Raw genomic sequence first — 26313 nt, forward strand, 5'->3', positions numbered from 1 at the left:
ATAAATACAAAAAATAATAGCACAAAGATGATTTGAAATTTTAAATTATCTTTGTGCTATTTTATATTTAATACTACGTATTGACTGACTTAGAGCTTTCATAAGCACACATCATATAAAAATATTAATTTATTATATATTTTATTAACTTGACAATCCACATGAAAAATCATACATTAAAGACAAATTAAAATAATAAACGCACTAGGGGTGTTTTGAACTGAGATGAGGTTAACCCTCAAACCCTTTGAACCTGATCTAGCTAGATACTAGCGTAGGAAAGTGTAATTAACAAAGATGATAATCGTATGTTGAATCATATTCTTATGTTTTACGCACAACTTTCCTAGAGATGGTTGTGCGTTTTTTTAGGAGGATGTTTTTATGTCAAAAGGTTTAAAGCTTTCTGAGATATTAGTAACAGTACTTATCTCTGTCATTTTTGCCATTATTTATAACTTATGGTGGCTATTTTATAATGTTGCACAAGTCGCTGGTTTACACCTTGAACAATTAACATATGGTGTATGGTTTATGGCTGCGATTGTTTGTTATTTAATTATTCCTAAGCCAGGTATCGCCTTACTTGCTGAGTTTGCTGCAGGTGCCGGTGAAACAATTGTGATGGGTAAATTTGATATACCTACAATCATCTATGCCCTACTACAAGGTTTAGCTTGTGAGATTGTCTTTGCTATATTCAAATACCAGTCTCGTTCAGTCATGGTAGCTATGCTTGCGGGATTAGTGACTGCACTTATTTCATTCCCAGTCGACTATTTTTATGGTTATTTAAATGAAGTTGCTGGATGGAACTTAATTTTATTCATTGTTTTCCGTGCGATTAGTGGCATTATCATTGCTGGTTTATTATCTTATTTATTGGTTAAAGCATTGGATCAAACTGGTGTAACTAAAGTATTCAGACCCGCTTCTAAAGATGATTACGATACATTATAAGGGGACTTAAAAGTGTTGAAAGTTACAAATTTACGTTTGAAATATCCTAATGGATATCGAAAAATTTTTGATAATCTAAATATAGAAATTAAAGATAAAGAAAAAGTACTTTTACTAGGACCGTCCGGTTCTGGTAAAAGTACACTTTTAAATGTATTAAGTGGTATTGTACCCAATTTAATAGAATTACCTATGAAATATGACGAATTGCAAATCAATCAGCATAATGGAGTTATCTTCCAAGATCCGGATTCACAATTTTGTATGCCTAAAGTTTATGAAGAACTTGCCTTTGTTTTAGAGAACAGACAAGTGCCAAGACAAGATATGGATGAAGCCATCAGCCAAGCATTAGCATCAGTAAATTTAAATGTAAACGAAAATACACAAATCAATCAATTAAGTGGCGGTATGAAGCAAAAATTAGCTATAGTTGAAACCATATTACAACAAGCAGATACGCTATTTTTAGATGAACCCACTGCAATGTTAGATGTTAATGCGACATCAGATTTATGGCAACGTTTAATCAAGCTCTGGAAAGACCAAACAGTACTTATAGTCGAACATAAGGTCGAACATATTTGGCAACATGTGGATAGAGTTTTATTAATGAACTATGAAGGACAAATTATTGCTGATGATACGCCAAATCATATTTTAAAGCATTATGAACATTTACTTAGTGAATACGGCGTGTGGCATCCAAATGCATGGCATTACGCTCCTAAGCCAAAATATATGGCTCCCTCATCTGAAGCGCCATTATTTAAATTTGAAAATGGTGCTGTTATTCGTAATAAGAAAGATTTATTCAAAGTGGATCAATTAGCTATTCATTCAGGTGAGTGGATCACGATAACTGGTCAAAATGGTACTGGTAAAACCTCATTATTAGAATCCATATTACAATTAATCAAATATAAAGGCGTAATGACATTTCAAGGTCAGGAATTGCGTAAAATTAAAGATGCTGCAAAGCACATGTATCTTGTGTATCAGAATCCAGAACTTCAATTTATCACTAACTCTGTCTATGATGAAATATTGATTCATTTTAACCATTTAGATTCATCTATTGCAGAATCTAAAACCCTCGACTTATTAGATTTACTAGACTTAACCAATGTTAAAAATCAACATCCTTACGAATTATCAATGGGTCAAAAACGTAGGTTAAGTGTAGCAACGGCATTAAATTCAAATGCAGATATCATCCTTTTAGATGAACCAACATTTGGTTTGGATAGCCACAATACATTTCAATTAATAAAACTATTTCAAGAGAGAGTATCTAAGGGGCAAAGTATCATTATGGTTACACATGATCCAGAGATTATTAAACGCTATCCAACACGTCAATGGATAATTGAAAACCAATATTTAACAGAAATCAAAGGTGATCAACATGTTTGAACATTGGAAAATTAGACCCACCTTTATGGATGACGTCAATATTATCACTAAACTCGTTTTAGGCGTTTTACTATTTTTCTTTATTATTTTTATTCATAATTTTGACTTTATGATTTACATCGTTTGTCTCATGTTTATCTTTTTACTTATGTTTAACGGAACGCAATTTAAAATTACTGGTGCTTTTATACTAGCAACCACGTTCTTTGCTCTATTGTCATCACTATTCATGATTTTATACGGTGATGGTGACCACATTTTATTTAAATTTGTCATCATTCAAATTAGTACGGAAAGTATCGTCAGAGGTATTCACCTTTCTCTTCGTACAATTACAGTGTCGATGTTTGGTATTCTTATAGCATTAACGTCACAAGTAGTCATGATTTTTTATAGTCTAATGCAACATTTAAAAGTAAAGCCTAAAGTTGCCTATGCCTTTATGGCCGCAATTAGAATGATACCGTTAATCATCAGTTCTTTAATTCAATTACGTCGTTCTTTAAAAATGAGATATCAAATGATAAACAAATCTAATTATAGAGGGTTCAAAAGACTTAAACATTTAATTATTCCGTTATTAAGTCAAAACATACGACGTGCACATCAACTATCTGTTGCAATGGAGTCTAAAGGTTTTAAAGATGGCCCTAGAACGTATTATTATCATGCACCTTTCTCATACAAAGATATTATATTGATTATATGTTTATTAATTATTATAGGACTTTCTTATTATTTATCATCTACCTTGCCAATAACTGGTATCCATGATGTTCGAATAGGTAGATTAGAATAAAGTATTTTATCCATTCATTCCATATATAAATAAAAAATCCTGGGACAAAAATAATGTCTCAGGATTTAATCATATAATTATAGTAGTTCACTGTAGGCACATTCTTTTTCTCATAGAAATTAGAACGGCTTACACATGTATATCAACTTATATATTCAGATAAACTATAGGAATATACATGAGCTAAAGTCCATAATTACAACCGTCTAAGTAATGAATTATAAAGATGCTCTAATATAAAGTTTTTACAATTATAGTCAACCTTGTTGAAACAGGACAAGGAAATAAATTTTAGTAACATGTTATTTCTGTCCTGTTCTCTTTAATTATTCTTTTATTTCAATGCTTTATTTCCTATGTCTGTTCTATAAAACAAGTGATTGCTCTTTATCTTTTTAACACGTTTATAGGCAGCGGCTTGCGCTTCTTTTATATTTTGCCCTTCACCTATAGCTAATATGACGCGTCCACCACTGTTAACAAACTGGTCATTATCCTTCTTCAAACCACTTACAAAGTAATTTGAGTCTAGTTCAAATCCACTAACTTGATGCCCTTTTTCGTAATTACCTGGATAGCCTTTAGAAGCCAACATAACACCAACCACTGATTCATCCTTCCATTCAAAATGAATCGGCTCATCATTATCAAGTGCAACAATATGATGCATTAAATCGCTATTCATTCTTGTCAATAACACTTGTGCTTCTGGATCACCAAATCTTGCATTAAACTCTATGACTTTCGGCCCTTCTTGAGTCAAAATAGCACCGATGTATAATAGTCCAAAGAAATGGTGGCCTTCTTTAGCCATTGCATCTGCAATCGGTTGAGCAATCTCCTCATTTGTTCTAGCAATTATATCATTACTAATATGAGGTACTGGACAATATGCACCCATACCACCTGTATTTGGCCCTTTATCGTAATCATAAGCACGTTTATGATCTTGAGCAATACAATCAAATGGAACAGCTCTCTTACCATTAACAAATGTCATTAAAGAGAATTCTTCACCTTCTAAAAATTCTTCAAATACAATTGTTCCTGATTTTTCTTCAAACATTTGTTGAACTGCTTCTTTAGCTTCATCTCTTTTTGTAGCAATCACTACACCTTTACCTGCAGCTAAACCATCTTTTTTAATAACGATTGGCAAGTCACATGTTTCAACGAAAACTAATGCCTCTTCCTTATTATTAATTTCCTTATATTGTGCAGTAGGAATATCATATTTAGCCATTATTCTTTTAGCAAATGCCTTTGAGCCTTCAATTTGTGCTGCATCGCGATTAGGGCCAAATACTTTAATTTGATGGTTTCTTAATAAATCAGGTAAACCATCTATCAATGGTTGTTCAGGTCCAATTACAACCCATTCTATTTGATGATTAGTGACAAAGTCTAAGATAGCTTCGTGATCATTTTCTTTAATATTAGTATGGATTTGTGCCACATTAACCATTGCTTCATTGCCTGGTATCACATGAACTTGGTCTACTATTGATGATTGACTTAATTTATAGGCTAATACATGTTCACGTCCACCTGCACCAATAACGAGTACTTTCATGACTTTTCTCCCTTCAACATCTTATGATTAGTGTTTAAAATGTCGCATTCCTGTCATTACCATTGTAATGCCATATTTATTTGCCATATCGATAGAATCTTGATCCTTAATTGATCCACCAGGTTGAATAATTGCTTTAATACCATTTTGAGCAGCTAATTCTACAGTGTCATCCATTGGGAAAAAGCCATCTGATACTAATGCAACATTATCATTAATTTCAATTGCTCTTTCCAATGCAATTTTGGCTGAACCTACGCGATTCATTTGACCAGCACCAATACCTACTGTTTGTTTAGCGTTACTTAATATTACTGCATTACTCTTAACGGCACCTACCACTTTCCAACCTAACAACATTGCTTCCCATTGCGCTTCAGTTGGTTGTACTTCAGTAGCAACAGTCATTTCATCACGACTTACTTCAAAGTTATCTTTATCCTGTACTAAATAGCCACCAGATACTGACACAAATTCTTGTTCTCTATTATCAATTGTTGTATCTATTTCTAATAGTCGAATATTTTTCTTTTTCGTTAAAATATCTAAAGCCTCTTTCGTAAATAGAGGTGCGATAACGACTTCTAAAAAGATAGAATGTAGTGTTTCAGCTAACGTCGCTGTCACTGGTCGATTTAATGCAATAATTCCACCAAAAATGGATTGATTATCTGCATCAAAAGCATTTTGGAAAGCCTCTTCAATTGTATTTCCAATTCCTACACCACATGGATTCATATGTTTTACGGCAATCGTAGTTGGCTCTTCAAATTTTTTAACTAATGAAAGTGCTGCATCAGCATCTTTAATATTATTGAAGCTAAGTTGCTTACCATGTAATTGTTTAGCTCCAGCAATTGTATGTTTAGCATCAGTTGTTCTTACAAAGTAAGCAGATTGTTGTGGGTTCTCACCATAGCGTAAGGTTTCTTTATTCCCTTTAAAGAAATTCACAATAGCTTCATCATATTGAGTTGTATGTTCAAATACTTTAATCATAAGTGATTTGCGGTATTCTTCGTCTAATTGGTCATTTTTTATTCTACTAATCACTTCATTATAATCAGCAGGGTGTACAACGGTTGTCACATGTTTAAAATTCTTGGCAGCTGCTCTTAACATTGTCGGACCACCAATATCAATATTTTCAATCGCATCCATTTCTGTAACATCTGGATTTTCTACTGTTTTTTGGAATGGATATAAATTAACGACTACTAAATCTATTAAATCAATGTGTTGTTCTTTTAATTCATCCAAATGTTCTGATTTATCTCTATCTGCTAAAATCCCACCATGTACTGCTGGATGTAAAGTTTTAACACGTCCATCCATAATTTCAGGAAATTGTGTTAATTCAGATACAGATTTCACTTCAACTTGTGCCTCTTCTAAAATACGTTTCGTTCCACCTGTTGAATAAAGCTCATAACCTAATTCCTTTAAAGATGTCGCAAATTCTACAATACCGTTTTTATTTGAAACACTTAAAATTGCTCTTTTCATTGTTCGCTATACTCCTCTATCGAATGATTTTCGCAATAACGCTTGGATATAATTGGTACTCTAATTGTTTGACTCTCTCTTCTAACATTTCAATAGTATCGTCCGTTTTGATATCACATTTTCTTTGTTCAATAATTTCTCCCGTATCCATACCACTATCAACATAATGTACCGTTGATCCTGTTATTGAATCCCCGCTACGAAATGCTTGTCCAATTGCGTCTATCCCCTTATATTTCGGCAATAATGATGGATGAATGTTTAATATTTTATGAGGATAAGCTGTTAAAATATCCTCCCCAATTAATCTCATATAACCGGCCAATACAATCCACTGAACCCCTTCTGCAGAAAGTAAAGATAATAAATGTTGTTCATAATGAGATTTTGAATCAAAATGTTTTGGTTCATTGATATGTACTGGTATACCAAGTTGTTCTGCTCTATTAACACAATAAGCATCATGATGATCTGTATAAAGTGCAGTAATATCAATGTCCTCTAAATGTCCTTGTTGAACATGTCGTGCGATGTTTTCAAAGTTACTTCCAGAACCTGATGCAAAGATTGCTACTTTGACCACGTTTATACCCCCTGAATACGAATCGGTTTATGGCTATCTTCTACAATTCGACCGATTTCATAGGCATTCACATTCTGTTGTTTTAATATTTCTAATGTCTGAGTTTTATCATGTTCATCGACAATAACAGTAAAACCAATGCCCATGTTAAATATGTTATACATTTCATCTGTACTAATATTACCCTGTTCCTGCAACCAATCGAATATTGCTGGTGTCGGAAACGCATTTGCATCTATGTCTGCAGATAATCCGTCTGGTAAAGAACGAGGAATATTTTCATAAAATCCACCACCAGTAATATGGTTCATAGCTTTTATTGACACATGTTTTTTTAATTCTAATATTGGTTTTACATATAATTGGGTTGGTGCTAAAAATGTCTCTAAATAAGTATGTTGCTCAAATGTATCGTTAAGGTTTATACCTGACTTTTTAATGAGTTGTCTAACTAGACTGTATCCATTGGAATGAATGCCGTTAGATGCTAAACCTATAATGATTTGACCAGGTTTCACGTCTGAACCATCAATATATTCATCTTTCTCAACAGCGCCAACTGCAAAGCCGGCCAAATCATATTCACCTTCATGATACATTTCACCCATTTCGGCAGTTTCGCCACCGATTAAAGCTGTATTAGTTTCTTCACAAGCATCACTGATACCTTTAACGATTTGTTCAATGATTTCAGGAATTACTTTATGCGTTGCAATATAATCTAAAAAGTAAAGTGGCTCTGCACCTGTAGTTAAAATATCATTCACACACATGGCCACCGCATCTATACCTATTGAATCATGCTTAGCGTGGTCAATTGCTAATTTCAATTTGGTACCTACACCATCAGTACCTGAAACTAATACTGGGGCTTTCATATTGAGTTGAGATAAATCAAATGTGGCACCAAAGCCACCTAAACCACCGATAACTTCCTTACGCATCGTACGTTTAACATGACTAGACATTCTTTCTACCGCTTCATAACCTGCATGGATATCTACACCTGATTGTTCGTATGCTTTAGACATTTATATTTCCCTCACTATCAAAATAATGTTTATTTTCATTAATATATGCTTTTTGACGATCACTTAAATGCTTTTTATAATTCTCTTCGTAATCAAACAATCCAGCTGGATAATCTCCAGTGAAGCTCTCAACACACAAACCACTATATGGTGCATCATAATCTAAACCAATCGATTCAATTAATCCATCTACGCTAAGATACGCAAGCGAATCAGCACCTATATATTCACAAATTTCTTCAGGTGATTTACTCGCTGATATTAATTCAGCAGTTGTTGATACATCAATACCATAGAAACTTGGGAACATAAATTCTGGTGATGCAATTCTAACGTGGACTTCATTGGCCCCTGAATCTTTCAACATTTTCACAATTCGTTTAGATGTTGTTCCTCTAACTATAGAATCATCGACTAGGATAATATTCTGACCTTCAACAATATCTTTGACCGCTGACAATTTAACACGTACACCCTGTTCACGAAGTTGTTGTGTCGGTTGAATAAATGTTCTCGCTACGTATTGATTTTTAACAAGACCCATTTCATAAGGTAATCCTATCTCTTCGGCATAACCGCTTGCTGCTGATAACGACGAATTAGGCACACCAATAACCATGTCAGCTTCTACTGGACTTTCTTGTGCTAAACGTTTACCAGAGGCTTTACGAACTGCATGAACATTTTTTCCGGCAATCGTAGAATCTGGTCTGGCAAAATAGATATATTCCATTGCTGAAATTGCAGTATTCGTATGTCTTGTATATGATTTAACTTGGACACCATCATCGTTAATAATGACATATTCACCAGCATGAATATCTTGTACAAACTCTGCTCCCAAAACATCAATAGCGCACGTTTCACTGGCTAGAATATAAGTGTTATCTTGCATTTTACCGACTACTAAAGGTCTAATAGCATTAGGATCAACTGCACCATATAATGCATCTTTAGTTAACACTGCGAATGTGAATCCACCTTTAATTTGACGTAAACTTTCTTTTAAAGCTTCTTCAAATGTAGGTGCTTTACTTCTACGAATTAAATGCATAATCACTTCAGTATCAGATGACGAATGGAAAATCGCACCATGTTTTTCAAGATTTTGTCTTAAAGATTGCGCATTAATCAGATTTCCATTATGGCAAATCGCAACACTCATATCATAAAAGTGATATAAGAAAGGTTGAATATTTTCTATACCTTTGTTACCAGAAGTAGCGTATCTCACATGTCCAATTGCATTATGATAATCCTTTAATCTCGATAATTGATCATCTTTAATAGCCTCAGTAAGTAAACCAAGTCCTCTTTCACCTACTAATTTTTCATGATTGGCAGCTACTATTCCTGCACCTTCTTGACCTCTATGTTGTAAACTATGCAATCCCATATACGTTAATTGAGCAGCATCTGGATGATTCCAAATGCCAAAAACACCACATTTCTCATTTAGTCCTGAGTAGTTAAACATTGGCTAATAGCTCCTTCCCAAACATCTTTGATATCTGCTACATTTTTGATAATCGTTGTTTGGTTATTTGACACTTTGAACTGACTACCACTATTAAATTGACCAATTTCAATAGCATTTTCAATGTTTAGTGATTCATTTTCTTTAACAGAAATGATATATCTACCTTGAGATTCGCTAAATAACTGAGCATTAGAAACATCTATATTAGCCTCTAATCCTAAATTATAATGAGCACTCATTTTTGCTAGTGTAATTAATAAACCACCTTTTCCGACTGTTTGAACATGTGATGCAGCACCGCTTCTAATAGCTGATTTCACCGCTTCGCCTTTTGCAACTTCATCACTTAAATCAATTGATTCAAATTCATGATTCACTGTGCCATATAATAATTTTTCTAATTGGCTACCGCCGAAGTCATCTCTTGTATCACCAACGAGATATAATGTTTCTCCAGACTGTGGTTTAAAATTAGCTAAATAATTAACATCATCAATTAACCCAACCATACCAACTACCGGCGTCGGGAAGATAGATGTACCTCTTGTTTCGTTGTATAACGATACATTACCTGATACAACAGGCGTTTTTAATACATCACAAGCTTCTGCCATTCCTTTTGTAGAATCAATTAATTGTTGGTAAATTTCTTTTTTCTCTGGAGATCCATAATTCAAACAATCTGTCATTGCTAGTGGCGTCGCACCCACAGCAATCAAATTGCGATACGCTTCTGCTACTACCATTTTTCCGCCTTCATAAGGTTGATTAAATACATATCGTGCTTCACCATCAATCGTTGAAGCAATCGCTTTATTCGTGCCTTCAACTCTTACCACTGATGCCTGTAATCCTGGTTTAATAATCGTATTTGCACCAACTTGTTGATCATATTGCTCATATAAATAATGTTTTGATGCAATCGTTGGGTGTTGTAATAACTGGTCAAATACATTCTCAGTATCTATATGACTATAGTCATTTTTAGATGTATTGTACGCTTTCTCTTCACCTTCAAGAACATATACTGGTGCTTCGTCTGATAAGGGTTGTACTGGAATATCTGCAAACACTTCATCTTCGTATGTTAATACAAAGCGATTTGTATCAGTCACTTCTCCAATGACTGCACTATCTAATTCATGTTTTTCAAATAAATCTAAAAACTTTTGTTCTGTTCCCTTTTCGACAACAAGTAACATTCTTTCTTGAGTTTCAGATAGCATCATTTCATATGGTGAGATACCTGGTTCTCTTGTTGGAACTTGGTCTAATCTTAAGTGGAGACCACTGCCACCTTTAGCCGCCATTTCTGAAGAAGAAGAAGTTAATCCTGCCGCTCCCATATCTTGAATTCCGACTAATTCATCAAATGTTATAGCTTCTAATGTTGCTTCCATTAATTTCTTACCAACAAACGGGTCACCAATTTGGACAGATGGTCGTTTGCTTTCACTTTCTTCAGTTAATTCTTCAGATGCAAACGTTGCTCCGTGAATACCATCTCTACCTGTTTTTAAACCTACATAAATAACAGAATTACCTACACCTTTAGCTGTCCCTTTTTGTACCATGTCATGATCAATAATGCCGACACACATAGCATTAACAAGAGGATTACCATCATAGCGGTCATCAAACTCGATTTCACCAGCAGTTGTTGGAATACCAATACAGTTACCATAGCCACCGATACCACTAACTACGCCTTTAAGCAGTCTCTGATTTTGCTTGTTTGATAACTCACCAAAGCGTAAGCTATTTAATAAATTAATAGGACGTGCTCCAATAGAAACAATATCCCTAATGATTCCTCCTACACCTGTAGCAGCACCTTGATAAGGTTCAATAGCTGAAGGATGGTTATGTGATTCCACTTTAAAAACGACTGCTTGGTTGTCACCAATATCTACAACACCTGCACCTTCTCCAGGTCCCATTAATACATGTTCACCAGTAGTAGGAAACTGTTTTAAAAATGGCTTTGAATGTTTGTAAGAACAGTGTTCACTCCACATTACTGAAAAGATACCTGTTTCAGTAAAATTGGGTTCTCTGCCTAAGATCTCACATACTTTAGCGTATTCTTTATCGCTCAATCCCATATCTTGATATAGTTTTTCTAACTTAATTTCTTCAACACTTGGTTCGATAAATTTAGACATTTTGTTCCCTCCAACTATTCACCATAGCCTCAAATAATTTAATACCGCTATCAGTACCTAATAATGATTCCCTTGCTCTTTCAGGATGTGGCATCATACCGCAAACATTGCCTGCTTTATTAACAATACCTGCTATATCAGCGTATGACCCATTAGGATTGTCAGTGTATTTCAAAATAATTTGATTGTTAGTAATCAAATCGTTATAAATGTCTTCATTACAGTAGTAATGTCCTTCTCCGTGTGCTACTGGATAAACAACTAATTCATTTTCTTCATATAAATTAGTGAATGGCGTTTGATTATTTACAATACGTAAAGATTCATTACGACTGACAAATAAATGTGAATCATTATGAAGTAATGCACCTGGTAGTAAACCGATTTCTGTTAAAATTTGAAATCCATTACATACACCTAGCACTGGTTTACCTTCATTCGCTAATCTTTTCACTTCATTGATAACTGGTGCGACACTTGCCATAGCACCTGATCTTAAATAATCTCCAAATGAGAACCCTCCAGGAATAAGTACACCATCAAACCCTGCTAATGTTGTCGTTCTATAATCAACATATTCTGCTTCAACACCTGATTTGATTGCTGCATTATACATATCTCTATCACAATTTGAACCAGGAAATACAAGAACAGCAAATTTCATGTTATGCATTCTCCTTTTCATCAATCACTTTATAGCTATATTCTTCAATCACTGTGTTAGCAAATAGCTTTTCACTTAATGTTGTAATAATATTATCAACCGCTTCATCCGTAGCTTCATCAACAGTCATGTATAATACCTTTCCTACACGAATATCATTAACTTGTTTATATCCTAAATCATGAACTGCACGATTTAATGCTTGACCTTGTGTATCTAATACTTGGGGTTGTAAAGTGACATGTAATTCAATTGTTTTCATTATTTTAAATCCTCCAATTTATTTAAAAATGATTGATATGTTTCAATTAATGAGCCTGTATCATTTCGATAGACATCTTTATCGAAATTCGTATCTGAGTGTTTATCCCATATTCTGCATGTATCTGGTGAAATTTCATCAGCTAATAAAATATTTCCTTCATCTGTAATACCAAATTCAATTTTAAAATCTACAAGTCTTAATTCCATTTCGTCCATAAGTTGAATAAGAACTTTGTTAATATCGAGTGCCATTGATTTTAATGTTGAAATTTGATCATCATAAGCGATGTGTAATAACTTAATATGGTCTTCTGTAATCAATGGATCGTTTAACTCATCATTTTTATAGAAAAATTCAACCAATGGCGCATCAAATTGATATCCTTTTTCAAATCCAAGTCTTTGTGTAATAGAACCTGCTGCAATATTTCTAACTACCACTTCTAATGGAATAATTTTCACTGATTCTACTAATTGTTCAGTATCCGATAATTGTTTGATAAAATGGCTTTTCAAACCATTATTTTCTAGGTATTCAAAGATAATGGAAGTAATACGATTATTTAGTTTTCCTTTGCCAGACATGGCATCCTTTTTAGCACCATTGCCAGCAGTCACTTCATCTTTGTATTCAACACGTAACTCATTGGGTTTATCCGTTGTATATATTCTTTTAGCTTTACCTTCATAAAGTAATGACATTTATTGGTCTCTCCCTTCAAAACGCTTCAACATGTCCTTTTCAGTGTCATCGATTTGGTTCGTTAATATAGTCATGTGCCCCATCTTTCTATTTGGTTTACGCTCAGATTTACCGTAAATATGGACATGCCATTCAGGATGTTCTCCAAATTCATCTTCTAATAAATCTAAATCCTTACCTAATAAATTCATCATGACAGCAGGTTTTAGTATCTCTATCTTGTCAGGCAACGTTTGACCAGTGACAGCTAAAATATGAGTATCAAATTGTGAATAATCACATGACTCAATGGAATAATGTCCAGAATTATGAGGTCGTGGTGCAATTTCATTTACATACAATTGGTCTTTATCATCTATGAAAAATTCAACTGTAAAAGTTCCTACAAAATGGACAGATTTTATAATTTTTTCAACTTCTCGTTTTGCATTCTCTGTTTGATTACATCTTGCTGGGACTACTGTTTTAAATAAAATTTGATTTCTATGTTCGTTTTCTTGTAGTGGGAAGTATGTGATTTGTTGATGATTACCAATGGTCACAGTTAGTGACACTTCTTTATTTATATTTAAAAATTGTTCTGCGACACATTCTTGATTTGATACTAGTCTAACTGCTTCTTCGATATCTTCATCAGATTGAACTAATATTTGACCTTTGCCGTCATAACCACCGAAACGTGTTTTAACAATGAATGGATAACCAAGTGTGTTAATTGCCTTTGATAAATCATCTTTTTGTTTGATTGAGGTATAAGGAACAATTTGTGTCCCTGCTTGTTCTAATGTTTGTTTTTCAGTTAAACGATCTTGAAGTAATTGTATGGCTTGATAGCCTTGAGGAATATTATATTTTTCGGTTAACACCTTAAGTTGCTCTGCTGATATATTTTCAAATTCATAAGTGATGACATCCGAACTTTCACCTAATTGTTGAAGTGCACGTTCGTCATCATAATTCGCTTCTATAAATTCATGTGCCACATATCGACATGGACAATCAGAACTTGGATCTAAAACAATCACTTTATATCCCATTTTTTGTGCTGATTGTGCCATCATCTTACCTAATTGACCACCACCAATAATTCCTATGGTTGCGCCAAATGATAGTTTATTGAAGTTCATTTTGCATTTCCTCCACTTTTTGTACCAATGTTTTTTCATAATTTTCCAAATTTTTACGAACTGATGAATGACTAATACCTAATATTCTTGCAGCTAGTATACCGGCATTTTTGGCACCTGCTTTACCAATAGCTGTCGTCGCGACTGGAATTCCGCCTGGCATCTGAACAATTGACAACAGTGAATCCATCCCTTTTAAACTTTTAGATTCAATAGGTACACCAATAACAGGTAATGTAGTCATCGATGCCACCATCCCCGGTAAATGTGCTGCACCACCGGCTCCAGCTATGATTAAATCATAACCGTTGTTACATGCATGACTCGCAAAATCTACCATTAAATGAGGCGTACGATGCGCTGAAACGACTTTCTTTTCATACGGAATTTCAAATTGTTCAAGCATTGTGCAACTTTCACTCATAATTTCCCAATCGGAAGAACTACCCATAATGACTGCTACTTTCAAGATGTACACCCTTTCAAAACTTTGGATTTATTTGTCAGTAAGTTGTATATTACAGATATAGCATAACAATCATCAAATGCTTTTTCAATCAAAAATCGAACTTTAATTTGAAATTCTAATTAAATTTACGTCTTTTAGCTATTAAATTGTGTAAATTTAATGTTAAAGTTAAGTTATTGAAAAATTAGGAGGAGATATTGTGGTAGCAAAATTATTAGATGGTAAACAAATCGCTAAAGATTATCGTCAAGGTTTAAAAGATCAAGTTGAAGTACTTAAATCTAAAGGATATACACCAAAATTATCAGTCATATTAGTCGGTAACGATGGTGCTAGCCAAAGCTATGTTAGGTCTAAAAAGAAAGCTGCAGAAAAAATTGGTATGATTTCTGAAATCGTTCATTTAAGCGAAGATACTTCTGAAGAAGATGTTTTATCAGAATTAGAACGTTTAAATAATGATGATTCTGTCAGTGGTATCCTAGTTCAAGTACCTCTTCCAAAACAAGTTAGTGAACAAAAAGTATTAGAAGCTATTAATCCAGAAAAAGATGTAGACGGCTTCCATCCAAGTAATATTGGTAAATTATATATTGATGAACAAACTTTTGTACCTTGTACACCACTAGGTATCATGGAAATTTTAAAGCATGCTGATATTGATATCGAAGGTAAAAACGCTGTGGTTATTGGTAGAAGTCATATCGTAGGTCAACCTGTATCCAAACTTTTACTGCAACAAAATGCAACTGTCACAATACTACATTCAAGATCGAAAGACATGGCGAGTTTCGTTAAAGAAGCTGATATCGTTGTCAGCGCAGTCGGCAAACCTGAATTAGTTACTAAAGAAATGGTTAAAGAAGGCGCGGTTATTATTGATGTAGGTAATACACCTGATGAAAATGGTAAATTAAAAGGAGATGTCGTATTTGACGAAGTAAAAGAAGTCGCAAGTGCTATTACACCTGTACCAGGTGGCGTTGGTCCTTTAACAATTACAATGGTACTGAATAATACTTTACTAGCAGAGAAAATGCGTCGAGGTATTGAATAACCGTATAAATAAAAATAGCAGGAGGCCATGACCTCCTGCTATTTTTATATTATATTCAATTCTAATTATACCGCTACACTTAATTTAGGTATAAATGTTTCGTAATGAATTTTAGATTCATCAACATTTAATTCTTTTAAAGATTTAATCATTGATTGAATAAATGATTTTCCACCACAAACATAGATTTCCGTATCATCAATCCACTGTTTTAATTGCTCACTACCAATATAACCGTTTTTATTTTTATCATGTAAGTCATATGTTGCTTGTGTATTCTTATTAGCAATAGAAGTTAATAATGATGAGAATGGTGCATCATTCGTGTCATTTGTCACTTGTATAAATCGAGCTTCACCATTGTCATTTACTACTTCATTAAACATAGATACGAGTGGCGTTACACCTATACCAGATCCTAAGAACAATTGTTTATTACTCTTTTCAACAACATGGAATGGTCCTACAGGTGCTGTTAAATTAATGTTATCTCCTTCTTGATATTCATCGTGTAAAATTGTAGATACTTCACCTTCATGTTCTGTAGTGACATCTCTTTTCACTGCGAATGTAAGATGGTTTTGATCACCTTTTACAATTGAATAATGTCTTTTAGCTCTGTATGGCATTTTTTCACTACCCACATCAACGGTAATATATTGACCAGGTACAAACTGACTTAAATCATATTCATTTGAAGATACTGTGAAAGCCTTAATATCAGAAGATACTTGTTCTATTGTTTCAACTTTAAATGGTTGGAAACCATCCCATAACATTTCTGTGTATATATCCTTTTCAACAGAGATGAAAATATCTGCAATTTCTTGGTATGCTTTCTTCCATGTTTTGATAATTTCATGGTCATCATCTAATCCAACAACATCTTTGATTGCTGCAATTAAGTTTTCACCAACGATATCATACCCTGCTGGTGGTACTTGTAAAGCGCAATGTTTATACGCGATTTCTTTAACTACAGGTAGGATAGCTTCAAGATGATCAATATTAACCGCCGCAGCTAACACAGATTGTGCTAACGCAGTAGATTGTAATCCTCGCTGTTGATTTGTTTGATTAAACATGTTTTTTAGTTCAGGATGTTGTTTGAACATGCGTGCATAAAAATTCGAAGTGATTTCTACCCCTTTATCTTGTAATACAGGTACTGTTTCTTTAACTACGTCTTTTTCTCTTTCACTTAACATTATTTCCACTCCCAGATAACTCGTATTTAAAACCAAAACTTTTTACATTGTCATTCTATACCGTATATATATATTGAATCAAAGAAATGTTAAATTGTTCACATAACGTTCAATTTACATAATTTTAATTATTTATTTCTTATTATATGTTTTAAAAATCTAATTAATCAGGTATATTAAAACTATAGTATGATGTACTATTCTGAAAATTAACGTATGATATACATAAATCGTAGTTGACTAACATTCGGAGGTTACTTTATGAATAAACTAATTCAGTCACTATCAGCAATCGGAGTATCTGCTACTTTAGTCACACCTAATCTAAATGCCGAAGCGACAACTAATTCGGAACCTCAATTAAGAGGCGTGAATGACATCATCATCGAAAAAGGTGAAGACTATAACCTACTTCAAGGCATTAGCGCTTATGATAAAGAAGATGGTGATTTAACACATAAAATCAAAATTGATGGCGATGTTGATACTACTAAATCAGGTACATATGAGGTTAAGTACAAAGTCACAGATTCAGACGGTGCTCAAAAAACTTCAATTAGAAATATTAAAGTCAAATAATATTTTATATTTAGTTGAGATTAAATTCTCAACTTTTTTTATTTTCTGAATTTCTTCAAAATATCTATCTTGAAAATCATAATTTATTGCAATTTCACAAATTTATCCTTTTTCACAAAATGTACACACAATTTTAACAAATCTTACAATCCCCGTCATATCTCAAATTTTTTAAAATTTTTTGCTTATATCAATAATTTTTTTCTTTTAGGTACTTGTAAATATTGCGTAATAAACTAAAATTAATGGTAAGCCCTACATTTGTAGTATTAGGAGGTCAAAAAAGTGTCAAAATTTAAGTCTTTGCTTCTAATGGTCGGAACACTAATTTTACTTAGTGGTTGTTCGAACATTGAAGTTTTCAATGCAAAAGGGCCAGTAGCAAGTAGTCAGAAGTTCTTGATCATCTATTCAATTATCTTCATGCTTGTTATTGTTGTCGTTGTTCTTGCCATGTTCGCATTCTTTATTTTTAAGTATAGCTACAATAAGAATGATGAATCAGGTAAGATGCACCACAATTCTTTAATTGAAACAATTTGGTTTGTGGTACCTATCATTATCGTTATTGCTTTAGCAATTCCAACTGTTAAAACATTATACGATTATGAAAAACCACCAGAAAAAGACAAAGACCCACTTGTGGTTTACGCAGTCAGCGCTGGTTACAAATGGTTCTTTGCCTACCCAGATCAACACATCGAAACTGTTAATACTTTAACAATTCCTAAAGATCGACCAGTTGTATTCAAGTTACAATCTATGGATACAATGACAAGTTTCTGGATCCCAAAATTAGGTGGTCAGAAATATGCCATGACTGGTATGACTATGAATTGGACATTAACAGCAGATCAAACAGGTACTTTCAGAGGTAGAAACTCAAACTTCAACGGTGAAGGTTTCTCACGTCAAACATTTGATGTTCACTCTGTAAGCCAAAGTGATTTCAACAAATGGGTGAAAAAAGCTAAAAGTAAGAAAACGTTAGATCAAGATACATTTGATAAACAAATCTTACCAAGCACACCTAACAAAGAATTAACGTTTAATGGTACTCATATGGCGTTCGTTGACCCTGCAGCTGATCCTGAGTATATCTTCCACGCATACAAACGTTATAATTACGTTCAAAAAGATCCTAACTTCATCGACGAAAAAGATCTTTATAAAGATGTTAAAGATAAACCAGTGAAACCAGCACGTAAGGTTACTATTTCAAACGCTAACTACAAACGTCATGGTATGACACCAATGATTCTTGGCAACATTGAAAAATACGACAATGAATTCAAGAAGAAAGAAAAACACAATGCTAAGGAAATGGAAAAAATTTCCAAAGAAGCAAAAGACGATAGTCCGTCTAAAAAAGATGATCATGGAGGTGGACATTAATGAATTTTCCATGGGATCAATTAATCGTTAAAGGTAACTGGATGATTACAATGGCACAAATTGGTGCGCCATTCTTAGTTATCGGCCTTATAGCGGTAATTACGTATTTCAAATTATGGAAATATCTTTATAAAGAATGGTTCACATCCGTAGACCATAAAAAAATCGGTGTTATGTATTTAATCTGTGCCGTATTAATGTTCGTCCGTGGTGGTATTGACGCGTTACTTATTCGTACGCAATTAACTATTCCAGATAACAAATTCTTGGAATCAAATCACTACAATGAAATTTTCAGTACGCACGGCGTTATCATGATTATATTCATGGCTATGCCATTTATCTTTGGTTTATGGAATATTGTTGTTCCTTTACAAATTGGTGCACGTGATGTTGCCTTCCCTGTAATGAACAACGTAAGTTTCTGGCTATTCTTTGCTGGTATGATTTTATTCAACCTATCATTTATCATAGGTGGATCACCAGCTGCTGGTTGGACAAACTATGCACCACTTGCTGGTGAATTTAGTCCAGGTCCAGGTGTTAACTACTATCTAGTTGCAATTCAAATCTCCGGTTTAGGTACTTTAATGACCGGTATCAACTTCTTTGTAACAATCTTAAGATGTAAAACACCTACAATGAAGTTTATGCAAATGCCAATGTTTACTGTAACAACATTCATTACTACTTTAATCGTTATCTTAGCTTTCCCTGTATTAACAGTGGCTTTAGCTTTAATGACAGCAGATAGAGTGTTTGGAACAGCATTCTTTACAGTTGCAGATGGCGGTATGCCTATGCTATGGGCGAACTTCTTCTGGGTATGGGGGCACCCTGAAGTATATATCGTTATCTTACCTGCATTTGGTATTTACTCTGAAATTATTCCAACATTTGCGCGTAAACGCTTGTTCGGTCATCAAAGCATGGTCTGGGCAACTGCTGGTATCGCGTTCTTAAGTTTCTTAGTTTGGGTTCACCATTTCTTCACAATGGGTAATGGTGCTTTAATCAACTCATTCTTCTCAATTTCAACAATGTTAATCGGTGTACCTACCGGCGTTAAGCTATTCAACTGGCTATTAACATTGTATAAAGGTCGAATTACTTTCGAGTCACCGATGTTATTCTCATTAGCATTCATCCCTAACTTCCTATTAGGTGGGGTTACTGGTGTAATGTTAGCGATGGCATCAGCTGACTATCAATATCACAACACTTATTTCTTAGTAGCTCACTTCCACTATACATTGGTTACTGGTGTAGTATTTGCCTGCTTAGCTGGTTTAATCTTCTGGTATCCAAAAATGATGGGCTACAAATTAAACGAAACGTTAAACAAATGGTGCTTCTGGTTCTTCATGATCGGATTTAACGTTTGTTTCTTACCACAATTCATCCTTGGATTAGATGGTATGCCACGTCGTTTATACACTTATATGCCTTCTGATGGTTGGTTCTTATTGAACTTCATTTCAACTATCGGTGCTTTATTAATGGCAGTCGGTTTCTTATTCTTAGTGGTAAGTATTGTATACAGTCACATCAAAGCACCACGTGAAGCTACTGGTGATAACTGGGATGGCCTTGGTCGTACATTAGAGTGGACTACTGCTTCAGCAATTCCACCTAAATACAACTTTGCTGTCACTCCAGATTGGAATGACTATGATACATTCGTAGATATGAAGGAACATGGTCGTCATTACTTAGACAACCATAATTACAAAGATATTCATATGCCAAATGACACTCCAGTTGGTTTCTGGATGGGTATCTTCTTCACAATTGGTGGTTTCTTCTTAATCTTTGAAACAATCATTCCAGCGATCATCTGCTTAGCAGGTATCTTTGGTACAATGATTTGGAGAAGTTTCCAAATCGACCACGGTTACCATATCCCTGCTTCTGAAGTAGCTGAAACTGAGGCACGTTTAAGAGAAGCACGAATTAAAGAAAGGGAGGCTGTAAGTCATGAGTCATGATACTAATACAATCGATTCACGTACGCATGAAGGCGAATTAAATAAACTTGGCTTTTGGATTTTCCTTACAGCCGAATTCGCGTTATTCGGTACCCTATTCGCAACGTTATTAACTTTGCAACACGGTGGCGATTACGCTGGCAAGATGACTACAGAATTATTTGAATTACCATTAGTTTTAATAATGACATTTGCGTTATTATTAAGTTCATACACTTGTGGTATTGCAATTTACTATATGCGTAAAGAAAAACAAAACTTAATGATGTTTTGGATGATTCTTACTGTACTACTAGGGCTTGTTTTCGTAGGTTTCGAAATCTACGAATTCGCACACTACGCAACTGAAGGTGTTAACCCTACTATCGGTTCCTTCTGGTCTAGTTTCTTTATTCTATTAGGAACACACGGTTGTCACGTATCAGTTGGTATTGTTTGGATTATTTGCTTATTAATTCAAATTGCTACTCGTGGTTTGGATTCATATAATGCTCCAAAATTATTTATAGTAAGTTTATACTGGCACTTCTTAGATGTTGTTTGGATCTTCATCTTCACTGCCGTATATATGATAGGGATGGTGTATAGCGGATGAATACAATCGTAAAACATACAGTAGGATTTATTGCTTCTATCGTATTAACGCTTTTAGCAGTTTTCGTAACTCTATACACATCAATGACTTTCCAAGCAAAAGTAACTATTATTTTTGGATTTGCATTTATCCAAGCTGCACTTCAATTATTAATGTTCATGCATTTAACTGAAGGTAAAGATGGACGAGTTCAATTATTCAAAGTTATCTTTGCAATTATCATAACTCTAATTACTGTTATCGGAACATATTGGGTTATGCAAGGTGGTCACTCACACCACTTATAAAAAGTATAAAAATCATACTTTTAGACCTGTTAGCATTTGCTAGCAGGTCTTTTTTACGTCAAAATATAGTTATCTAATATTATTAAGGAGCAGATAGACATGACGATCCCATTAATTATAGATACCGATCCGGGCATTGATGATGCCGCAGCGATTAGCTTAGCACTCAATCATCCTCAATTAGATGTAAAAATGATTACAACTGTAAATGGTAATGTAAATATTGATAAAACTACTGGTAACGCTTTAAAATTAAAACAATTTTTCAATAGCAGTGTTCCTGTTTTTAAAGGCGCATCACGTCCATTAATTTCAAATCCTGTTGATGCAGCTGAAGTTCATGGGGAATCCGGTATGGATGGCTATGATTTTAAATCTCCTACAGATGAAACAATTTCACCTATGAACGCTATCGAAGCCATGAAAAATGTATTAAAGGAAAGCACTTCCCCCATTACTATTGTTGCTATTGGACCATTAACAAATATTGCGCTTCTACTTGCTACCTATCCAGAAATCAAATCAAAGATTAAGCAAATTGTAATTATGGGTGGTAGTAGCGGCAGAGGTAACGTTACACCTCTTGCAGAATTTAATATATATTGTGATCCTGAAGCAGCTAATATTGTTTTTAATTCTCAACTTCCATTGGTTATGGTTGGATTAGATTTAGCACGTCAAGCCATGTTTTCTCATGAATTTATAAAAAAAATAAAAACAATGAATCAGACCGGTGATATGTTATTTCAACTATTCCAACATTATCGAACTGAAAATGTTCATGAAGGTATCAAATTATATGATGTATTCACTATTTTATATTTAATCGATGCTGACCTATTTAATGTATTTGATGCTAACGTTCAAATAGAATTACAAGGTATACTTACTAAAGGGGCAACTGTTGTAGACTTTGATCCAATAGAACCCAACTGTCAGGTCGTTCATTCCCCTATTTCAAAGCATTACCAACAAGCTTTTTTACAAGCACTTGCTCACTGTAAATAAATTAATACAAAAACGCACATGTTGTCTGTCTCATAGACAACATGTGCGTTTATATTTTTATCATTCAACTTATTTCACTTGAATTCCAGGAACATTATATTGCTTTTTCTGATGAAGCATATCATAGAATACATGTTTCATTTTATTCTCATTAGTTTCATCAGCTGTTTCACCTTCTACAGTTAAGTTACTTGCTAATATCACGATATATTTGTCATTGTAATAAACTGTAAATTTCTGTCCGAAGAATACACCATTCACTCGGTTTATTGTCGGCATAACATAAAAACCGTATCGGTATTCCTTAGGATATTGTTTTGTATCAAATTCGTGAAGTAGTGGATCCGTCACATCCGCATCAAATATTTTATAGTGTTGTAAAGCAAGTATTAATTGTCCCATATCATGAGGTGCCATATATAAGTTACCAGCACCATAATACTGATCAAGAATTTTAGGATGCATTAAAGAGAATTTATTATGAATGATTTTATAACCCCTAGCCATATACTTTTGATATACTTTCTCATCAAAGAAAGCACTATGTTTTAATTTATATGGATTAGCCAACCTATTATAATAATTTTCAACATAAGGCTTATGCGTTACTTTTTCAATCACTTTTGCAAGCACTAAATAATTCCCATCATTATATTGATGCTTATGATAAAACTTATCATCAATACCTTTTTGTTGAATTGATTTAACAGCCTGGTCTAAGTTTTTAATATTTGTAGATGCTTCATATTTATGTAAACCACTCTCATGTAGCATCAAATCTTTTAATGTTATCTCCTTACTAGTTTTAAACCAAGGTAAGTATTTTGTCACAGGATCATTGATATTAACCTTATTTTCAACTTCAAGTTGTTTTAATATCAATCCAGTTGTAAATTTTTGAGAAGATCCGATTAAATACATCGTATTAGCTGAATTTTTTTCACCATTTTCAAAATTTTTAAATCCATACCCTTTATCTAATTTAACTTTCCCATTTTCGAATACTGTTGCAGTACCATTAAAATTAGTTGCTTTCAAATAATTATCAATATCTTTATAGACAGGATTTTTCTTATCCATCACATTTTTAAGTTTTTTAGGTGCCTTTTCATGTTTATCTTTTTTCAATATGTATGTTTCGTTATCATTTTTCTGAAATATGCGGCTATCCGTTTGTAAGTATTCGCTCCACTTTCTTCCAAATATAATCATTAATATAATAAGTATTACTAATACTATTATAAAAAATATAATTTTAGTCTTATTTAGTTTCATGTTATTATTTGCCTCACATGTTAATATCAATACTTTTCGTCAGTATAAAATCTTGATATTATGACAATCATTTTTTATATCCATAATACGCCTAGAAAAATATTTTAATTAATCTTTTATTATTTTTTCTTTCTCGAATACAGAAGTAACACAACACTACCTTATTTAATGTTCAATTTACTTACACCATCCTCCTTTAAACAAGTAAATCTACTTTAATATAAATACACACTTATCTAGTAAATGAAAATATGGTCGATTCACATGGTAAACCTTTTATACACTATGCATAATTATAACGTATATCCCTTTTTAAATCACTTTAAATTAAATAATACCTCTTTAAAAAAATATTTCCATTGTACTTTAGTACCATAAAGGTAAAATAAACATCAAAAATTAATTAAAGCCACAAATCAGTTTTCATAGTATTTATTTAATATACATGATTTGTCTGTTCTATTTTATTTATCTGTAAACAACTAATAACTATTGATTGAAAATAAAATCATAGCAAATTTATAAGGTATAAATATGCAACAATTTATGCATATGCAACATAATTTTTCTTGAAACTCTTAAAAGCATCACCTATATATAACATAATGATTCAAACATTGGTTATAAGTTAATCAATTTCAGTACTTTTCTATAATTTCACAATAAATATGATTCTCTATTCACATTTAATACGTGGAATCATTTATAATATGATATGTAAATTAAATTTTAAGAATGTAAATATTTTTGCATATGTATGTGTTGTAATTTTAACAATAAAGTAATACAATTTAAAGCTATAGTGTGGAAAATAATTAACACCGATACCAAGAAACAACATAACTTTTAATGAAACAAAAAAATAAGTTTATACTATTTAGGAGCAACAAATATGAATAAATTTTTTAAATTCTTTTTAATTCTACTAACCTTCGCTCTTATTGCAATCCCTGTTGTTTTTGCTAATAATCTTTTCAAATCATCGGAGAAAGCATTTGAATCTTCTCAAGATAAAAGTAATGCTGATCGACAATCTAACTTAAGAAGTTCAAAAATCGACCCTGAAAAAGATCCAATCTCTATCTTATTCTTAGGTATCGATGATAATGAAGGCCGTGAAAAAAATGGTCAGAGTTTAGAACATTCAAGATCAGATGCAATGATTCTGTCAACTTTTAATCAAGATAAACATCAAATCAGAATGTTAAGCATACCTCGTGATACGATTAGTTATATCCCTAAAGTAGGCTATTATGACAAAATAACTCATGCACACGCATATGGTGGTCCTATTGCTGCTATGGATTCAGTAGAGGCTACAATGAATGTACCAGTCGATTATTATGCACGTGTTAATATGAAGGCGTTCGTGCAAGCTGTTGATGAGCTCGGTGGTATATATTATGATGTACCTTATAATTTGAATGAACCAAATAGTGATGATACGGGAAGAATTAAAATAAAAAAAGGCTACCAAAAATTAAATGGTGATGAAGCTTTAGCTGTTGCTAGAACACGCCACCATGATTCGGATTTAAAACGTGGTCAACGTCAAATGGACTTAATTAAAATCTTATTCCAAAAAGCCCAAACGTTAGATTCATTTGATAAGTTAGACGAAGTCATTAGTATTGTCGGAAAAAATGCGAAACATAATTTAACTAAATCTGAAATTAAATCATTAGCTAAAATGTATTTATCTGATAGTGTAGAGATGAAGAAATCACAACTAGAAGGTAAAGACGATATGTTAGAAAATATTTATTATTACAATCCTAGCATTAAAAGTATTCAAAAATATTCAAATATCTTGCGCTCTGATTTAGGGTTATCTAAAATTACAGATAAAGATGACTTCTTAAATGAAAGAGTCATTGATCATTATGGTTCATTAGTTCCATTAACTAAATTAGATGATTCGTTATTAAGAAAAGCTCAAAATGATACAACAAATAAAAAGCATAAAAAAGATAACAGTAATGATGCGAATCAACAATCAGATAGTAGTAATGATCAATCCCAAAGCAACGATATGGATGCACAGCAATCAGATATGAATGCACAACAACCAAATGACACAGTTAATAATCAAAACAATCAACAACAGTCCCAACAGGGTCAAGAAATTGATACAACTGCTTATTAATCCAATTATATAATGATAGGAAAGGAGTTGCTAAG

General features: G+C 33.2%; 24 protein-coding genes and 1 riboswitch. Of the genes, 11 read left to right on the forward strand and 13 right to left on the reverse strand.

The window, feature by feature from the left end; translation table 11 throughout:
* The first annotated feature begins 196 nt into the window (after positions 1-196).
* Positions 197-298: riboswitch (TPP riboswitch) on the forward strand.
* 86 nt (positions 299-384) lie between these two features.
* Genes ssp1_RS08385 through ssp1_RS08395 form a run of 3 tightly spaced genes read left to right on the forward strand, consistent with a single transcriptional unit; the run spans position 385 to position 3175 of the window.
* Positions 385-960: an ECF transporter S component gene (locus ssp1_RS08385; protein ID WP_002450706.1), complete on the forward strand. Its 576-nt coding sequence runs from the start codon at positions 385-387 to the stop codon at positions 958-960.
* 12 nt (positions 961-972) lie between these two features.
* Positions 973-2376: an ABC transporter ATP-binding protein gene (locus tag ssp1_RS08390; RefSeq protein WP_075778644.1), complete on the forward strand. Its 1404-nt coding sequence runs from the start codon at positions 973-975 to the stop codon at positions 2374-2376.
* The gene (locus ssp1_RS08395; protein ID WP_118828189.1) at positions 2369-3175 is read left to right on the forward strand and encodes an energy-coupling factor transporter transmembrane component T family protein; all 807 of its coding nucleotides are present in this window, start codon (positions 2369-2371) and stop codon (positions 3173-3175) included. The genes ssp1_RS08390 and ssp1_RS08395 overlap by 8 nt, the downstream gene beginning before the upstream one ends.
* 334 nt (positions 3176-3509) lie before the next feature.
* On the opposite strand, the gene purD is transcribed toward ssp1_RS08395, so the two are convergent.
* The 11 genes from purD to purE are packed head-to-tail and all read right to left on the reverse strand — an operon-like array spanning position 3510 to position 14740.
* A complete protein-coding gene (purD, locus tag ssp1_RS08400; protein ID WP_075778642.1) occupies positions 3510-4748 on the reverse strand; it encodes a phosphoribosylamine--glycine ligase in 1239 nt (412 codons plus the stop codon).
* A 27-nt stretch (positions 4749-4775) separates the two neighbouring features.
* Positions 4776-6254, reverse strand: coding sequence for a bifunctional phosphoribosylaminoimidazolecarboxamide formyltransferase/IMP cyclohydrolase (purH, locus tag ssp1_RS08405; protein ID WP_075778641.1), 1479 nt, complete (start codon positions 6252-6254; stop codon positions 4776-4778).
* 16 nt (positions 6255-6270) lie between these two features.
* Positions 6271-6837 carry a phosphoribosylglycinamide formyltransferase gene (gene purN, locus ssp1_RS08410; protein ID WP_107536132.1) on the reverse strand — a complete coding sequence of 189 codons (567 nt, stop codon included), beginning with the start codon at positions 6835-6837 and terminating at the stop codon, positions 6271-6273.
* 2 nt (positions 6838-6839) lie between these two features.
* Positions 6840-7868 (reverse strand): phosphoribosylformylglycinamidine cyclo-ligase, encoded by a 1029-nt coding sequence (gene purM / locus ssp1_RS08415; protein ID WP_075778639.1) that lies wholly within the window; start codon positions 7866-7868, stop codon positions 6840-6842.
* On the reverse strand, positions 7861-9345 hold the full coding sequence (purF, locus tag ssp1_RS08420; RefSeq protein ID WP_107536133.1) for an amidophosphoribosyltransferase: 1485 nt from the start codon (positions 9343-9345) through the stop codon (positions 7861-7863). The genes purM and purF overlap by 8 nt, the downstream gene beginning before the upstream one ends.
* Entirely contained in the window at positions 9324-11513 is a 2190-nt protein-coding gene (purL, locus tag ssp1_RS08425) for a phosphoribosylformylglycinamidine synthase subunit PurL (protein WP_002450714.1), read from the reverse strand. Before purL ends, purF begins: the two co-directional genes overlap by 22 nt.
* Positions 11506-12177 carry a phosphoribosylformylglycinamidine synthase I gene (gene purQ / locus ssp1_RS08430; protein ID WP_118828190.1) on the reverse strand — a complete coding sequence of 224 codons (672 nt, stop codon included), beginning with the start codon at positions 12175-12177 and terminating at the stop codon, positions 11506-11508. The genes purL and purQ overlap by 8 nt, the downstream gene beginning before the upstream one ends.
* Before the next feature lies 1 nt (position 12178).
* Positions 12179-12439 (reverse strand): phosphoribosylformylglycinamidine synthase subunit PurS, encoded by a 261-nt coding sequence (gene purS, locus ssp1_RS08435; RefSeq protein WP_002450716.1) that lies wholly within the window; start codon positions 12437-12439, stop codon positions 12179-12181.
* Positions 12439-13143 (reverse strand): phosphoribosylaminoimidazolesuccinocarboxamide synthase, encoded by a 705-nt coding sequence (purC, locus tag ssp1_RS08440; RefSeq protein ID WP_002450717.1) that lies wholly within the window; start codon positions 13141-13143, stop codon positions 12439-12441. Before purC ends, purS begins: the two co-directional genes overlap by 1 nt.
* On the reverse strand, positions 13144-14271 hold the full coding sequence (gene purK / locus ssp1_RS08445) for a 5-(carboxyamino)imidazole ribonucleotide synthase (protein ID WP_002450718.1): 1128 nt from the start codon (positions 14269-14271) through the stop codon (positions 13144-13146).
* A complete protein-coding gene (gene purE, locus ssp1_RS08450; RefSeq protein ID WP_049423542.1) occupies positions 14258-14740 on the reverse strand; it encodes a 5-(carboxyamino)imidazole ribonucleotide mutase in 483 nt (160 codons plus the stop codon). The genes purK and purE overlap by 14 nt, the downstream gene beginning before the upstream one ends.
* A 199-nt stretch (positions 14741-14939) precedes the next feature.
* Here purE and folD point away from each other — a divergent pair, with 199 nt between their 5' ends.
* Positions 14940-15797, forward strand: a complete 858-nt coding sequence (gene folD, locus ssp1_RS08455; protein WP_107536134.1) for a bifunctional methylenetetrahydrofolate dehydrogenase/methenyltetrahydrofolate cyclohydrolase FolD — start codon at positions 14940-14942, stop codon at positions 15795-15797.
* Positions 15798-15862: 65 nt separating this feature from the next.
* On the opposite strand, the gene ssp1_RS08460 is transcribed toward folD, so the two are convergent.
* Complete coding sequence (locus ssp1_RS08460; RefSeq protein WP_075778635.1) at positions 15863-17005, reverse strand: globin domain-containing protein; 1143 nt, start codon at positions 17003-17005, stop codon at positions 15863-15865.
* Between the two features lie 261 nt (positions 17006-17266).
* Here ssp1_RS08460 and ssp1_RS08465 point away from each other — a divergent pair, with 261 nt between their 5' ends.
* The 6 genes from ssp1_RS08465 (at position 17267) to rihC (ending at position 22857) form a co-directional block, all read left to right on the forward strand.
* Positions 17267-17584, forward strand: coding sequence for a DUF5011 domain-containing protein (locus tag ssp1_RS08465; RefSeq protein WP_002450722.1), 318 nt, complete (start codon positions 17267-17269; stop codon positions 17582-17584).
* 285 nt (positions 17585-17869) lie between these two features.
* Positions 17870-18979, forward strand: a complete 1110-nt coding sequence (gene qoxA / locus ssp1_RS08470; protein WP_118828191.1) for a cytochrome aa3 quinol oxidase subunit II — start codon at positions 17870-17872, stop codon at positions 18977-18979.
* Positions 18979-20967 carry a cytochrome aa3 quinol oxidase subunit I gene (gene qoxB, locus ssp1_RS08475; protein ID WP_075778633.1) on the forward strand — a complete coding sequence of 663 codons (1989 nt, stop codon included), beginning with the start codon at positions 18979-18981 and terminating at the stop codon, positions 20965-20967. Before qoxA ends, qoxB begins: the two co-directional genes overlap by 1 nt.
* Positions 20957-21562, forward strand: a complete 606-nt coding sequence (qoxC, locus tag ssp1_RS08480) for a cytochrome aa3 quinol oxidase subunit III (RefSeq protein ID WP_002450725.1) — start codon at positions 20957-20959, stop codon at positions 21560-21562. Before qoxB ends, qoxC begins: the two co-directional genes overlap by 11 nt.
* Complete coding sequence (gene qoxD, locus ssp1_RS08485) at positions 21559-21849, forward strand: cytochrome aa3 quinol oxidase subunit IV (protein WP_075778632.1); 291 nt, start codon at positions 21559-21561, stop codon at positions 21847-21849. Before qoxC ends, qoxD begins: the two co-directional genes overlap by 4 nt.
* A 99-nt stretch (positions 21850-21948) precedes the next feature.
* Positions 21949-22857, forward strand: coding sequence for a ribonucleoside hydrolase RihC (rihC, locus tag ssp1_RS08490; RefSeq protein ID WP_075778631.1), 909 nt, complete (start codon positions 21949-21951; stop codon positions 22855-22857).
* Between the two features lie 69 nt (positions 22858-22926).
* Here rihC and ssp1_RS08495 read toward each other — a convergent pair whose 3' ends face one another.
* Complete coding sequence (locus ssp1_RS08495; protein WP_075778630.1) at positions 22927-24132, reverse strand: serine hydrolase domain-containing protein; 1206 nt, start codon at positions 24130-24132, stop codon at positions 22927-22929.
* 892 nt (positions 24133-25024) lie between these two features.
* Between ssp1_RS08495 and ssp1_RS08500 the strand changes: the two genes are divergently transcribed.
* On the forward strand, positions 25025-26278 hold the full coding sequence (locus tag ssp1_RS08500) for an LCP family protein (RefSeq protein WP_049423529.1): 1254 nt from the start codon (positions 25025-25027) through the stop codon (positions 26276-26278).
* The last annotated feature ends 35 nt before the right edge of the window (positions 26279-26313 follow it).

The organism is Staphylococcus sp. M0911 (assembly GCF_003491325.1).
In the GTDB taxonomy this organism is placed as follows: Bacteria; Bacillota; Bacilli; order Staphylococcales; family Staphylococcaceae; genus Staphylococcus; species Staphylococcus warneri_A.

Excerpts from the sequence above, each read along its gene's own strand:
- ssp1_RS08385 (WP_002450706.1), top strand. The coding sequence starts at position 385 with ATGTCAAAAGGTTTAAAGCTTTCTGAGATATTAGTAACAGTACTTATC.
- ssp1_RS08395 (WP_118828189.1), top strand. The coding sequence starts at position 2,369 with ATGTTTGAACATTGGAAAATTAGACCCACCTTTATGGATGACGTCAAT.
- purD (WP_075778642.1), bottom strand. The coding sequence starts at position 4,748 with ATGAAAGTACTCGTTATTGGTGCAGGTGGACGTGAACATGTATTAGCC.
- purH (WP_075778641.1), bottom strand. The coding sequence starts at position 6,254 with ATGAAAAGAGCAATTTTAAGTGTTTCAAATAAAAACGGTATTGTAGAA.
- purM (WP_075778639.1), bottom strand. The coding sequence starts at position 7,868 with ATGTCTAAAGCATACGAACAATCAGGTGTAGATATCCATGCAGGTTAT.
- purF (WP_107536133.1), bottom strand. The coding sequence starts at position 9,345 with ATGTTTAACTACTCAGGACTAAATGAGAAATGTGGTGTTTTTGGCATT.
- purL (WP_002450714.1), bottom strand. The coding sequence starts at position 11,513 with ATGTCTAAATTTATCGAACCAAGTGTTGAAGAAATTAAGTTAGAAAAA.
- purQ (WP_118828190.1), bottom strand. The coding sequence starts at position 12,177 with ATGAAATTTGCTGTTCTTGTATTTCCTGGTTCAAATTGTGATAGAGAT.
- purS (WP_002450716.1), bottom strand. The coding sequence starts at position 12,439 with ATGAAAACAATTGAATTACATGTCACTTTACAACCCCAAGTATTAGAT.
- purC (WP_002450717.1), bottom strand. The coding sequence starts at position 13,143 with ATGTCATTACTTTATGAAGGTAAAGCTAAAAGAATATATACAACGGAT.
- purK (WP_002450718.1), bottom strand. The coding sequence starts at position 14,271 with ATGAACTTCAATAAACTATCATTTGGCGCAACCATAGGAATTATTGGT.
- ssp1_RS08460 (WP_075778635.1), bottom strand. The coding sequence starts at position 17,005 with ATGTTAAGTGAAAGAGAAAAAGACGTAGTTAAAGAAACAGTACCTGTA.
- ssp1_RS08465 (WP_002450722.1), top strand. The coding sequence starts at position 17,267 with ATGAATAAACTAATTCAGTCACTATCAGCAATCGGAGTATCTGCTACT.
- qoxB (WP_075778633.1), top strand. The coding sequence starts at position 18,979 with ATGAATTTTCCATGGGATCAATTAATCGTTAAAGGTAACTGGATGATT.
- qoxC (WP_002450725.1), top strand. The coding sequence starts at position 20,957 with ATGAGTCATGATACTAATACAATCGATTCACGTACGCATGAAGGCGAA.
- qoxD (WP_075778632.1), top strand. The coding sequence starts at position 21,559 with ATGAATACAATCGTAAAACATACAGTAGGATTTATTGCTTCTATCGTA.
- rihC (WP_075778631.1), top strand. The coding sequence starts at position 21,949 with ATGACGATCCCATTAATTATAGATACCGATCCGGGCATTGATGATGCC.
- ssp1_RS08495 (WP_075778630.1), bottom strand. The coding sequence starts at position 24,132 with ATGAAACTAAATAAGACTAAAATTATATTTTTTATAATAGTATTAGTA.
- ssp1_RS08500 (WP_049423529.1), top strand. The coding sequence starts at position 25,025 with ATGAATAAATTTTTTAAATTCTTTTTAATTCTACTAACCTTCGCTCTT.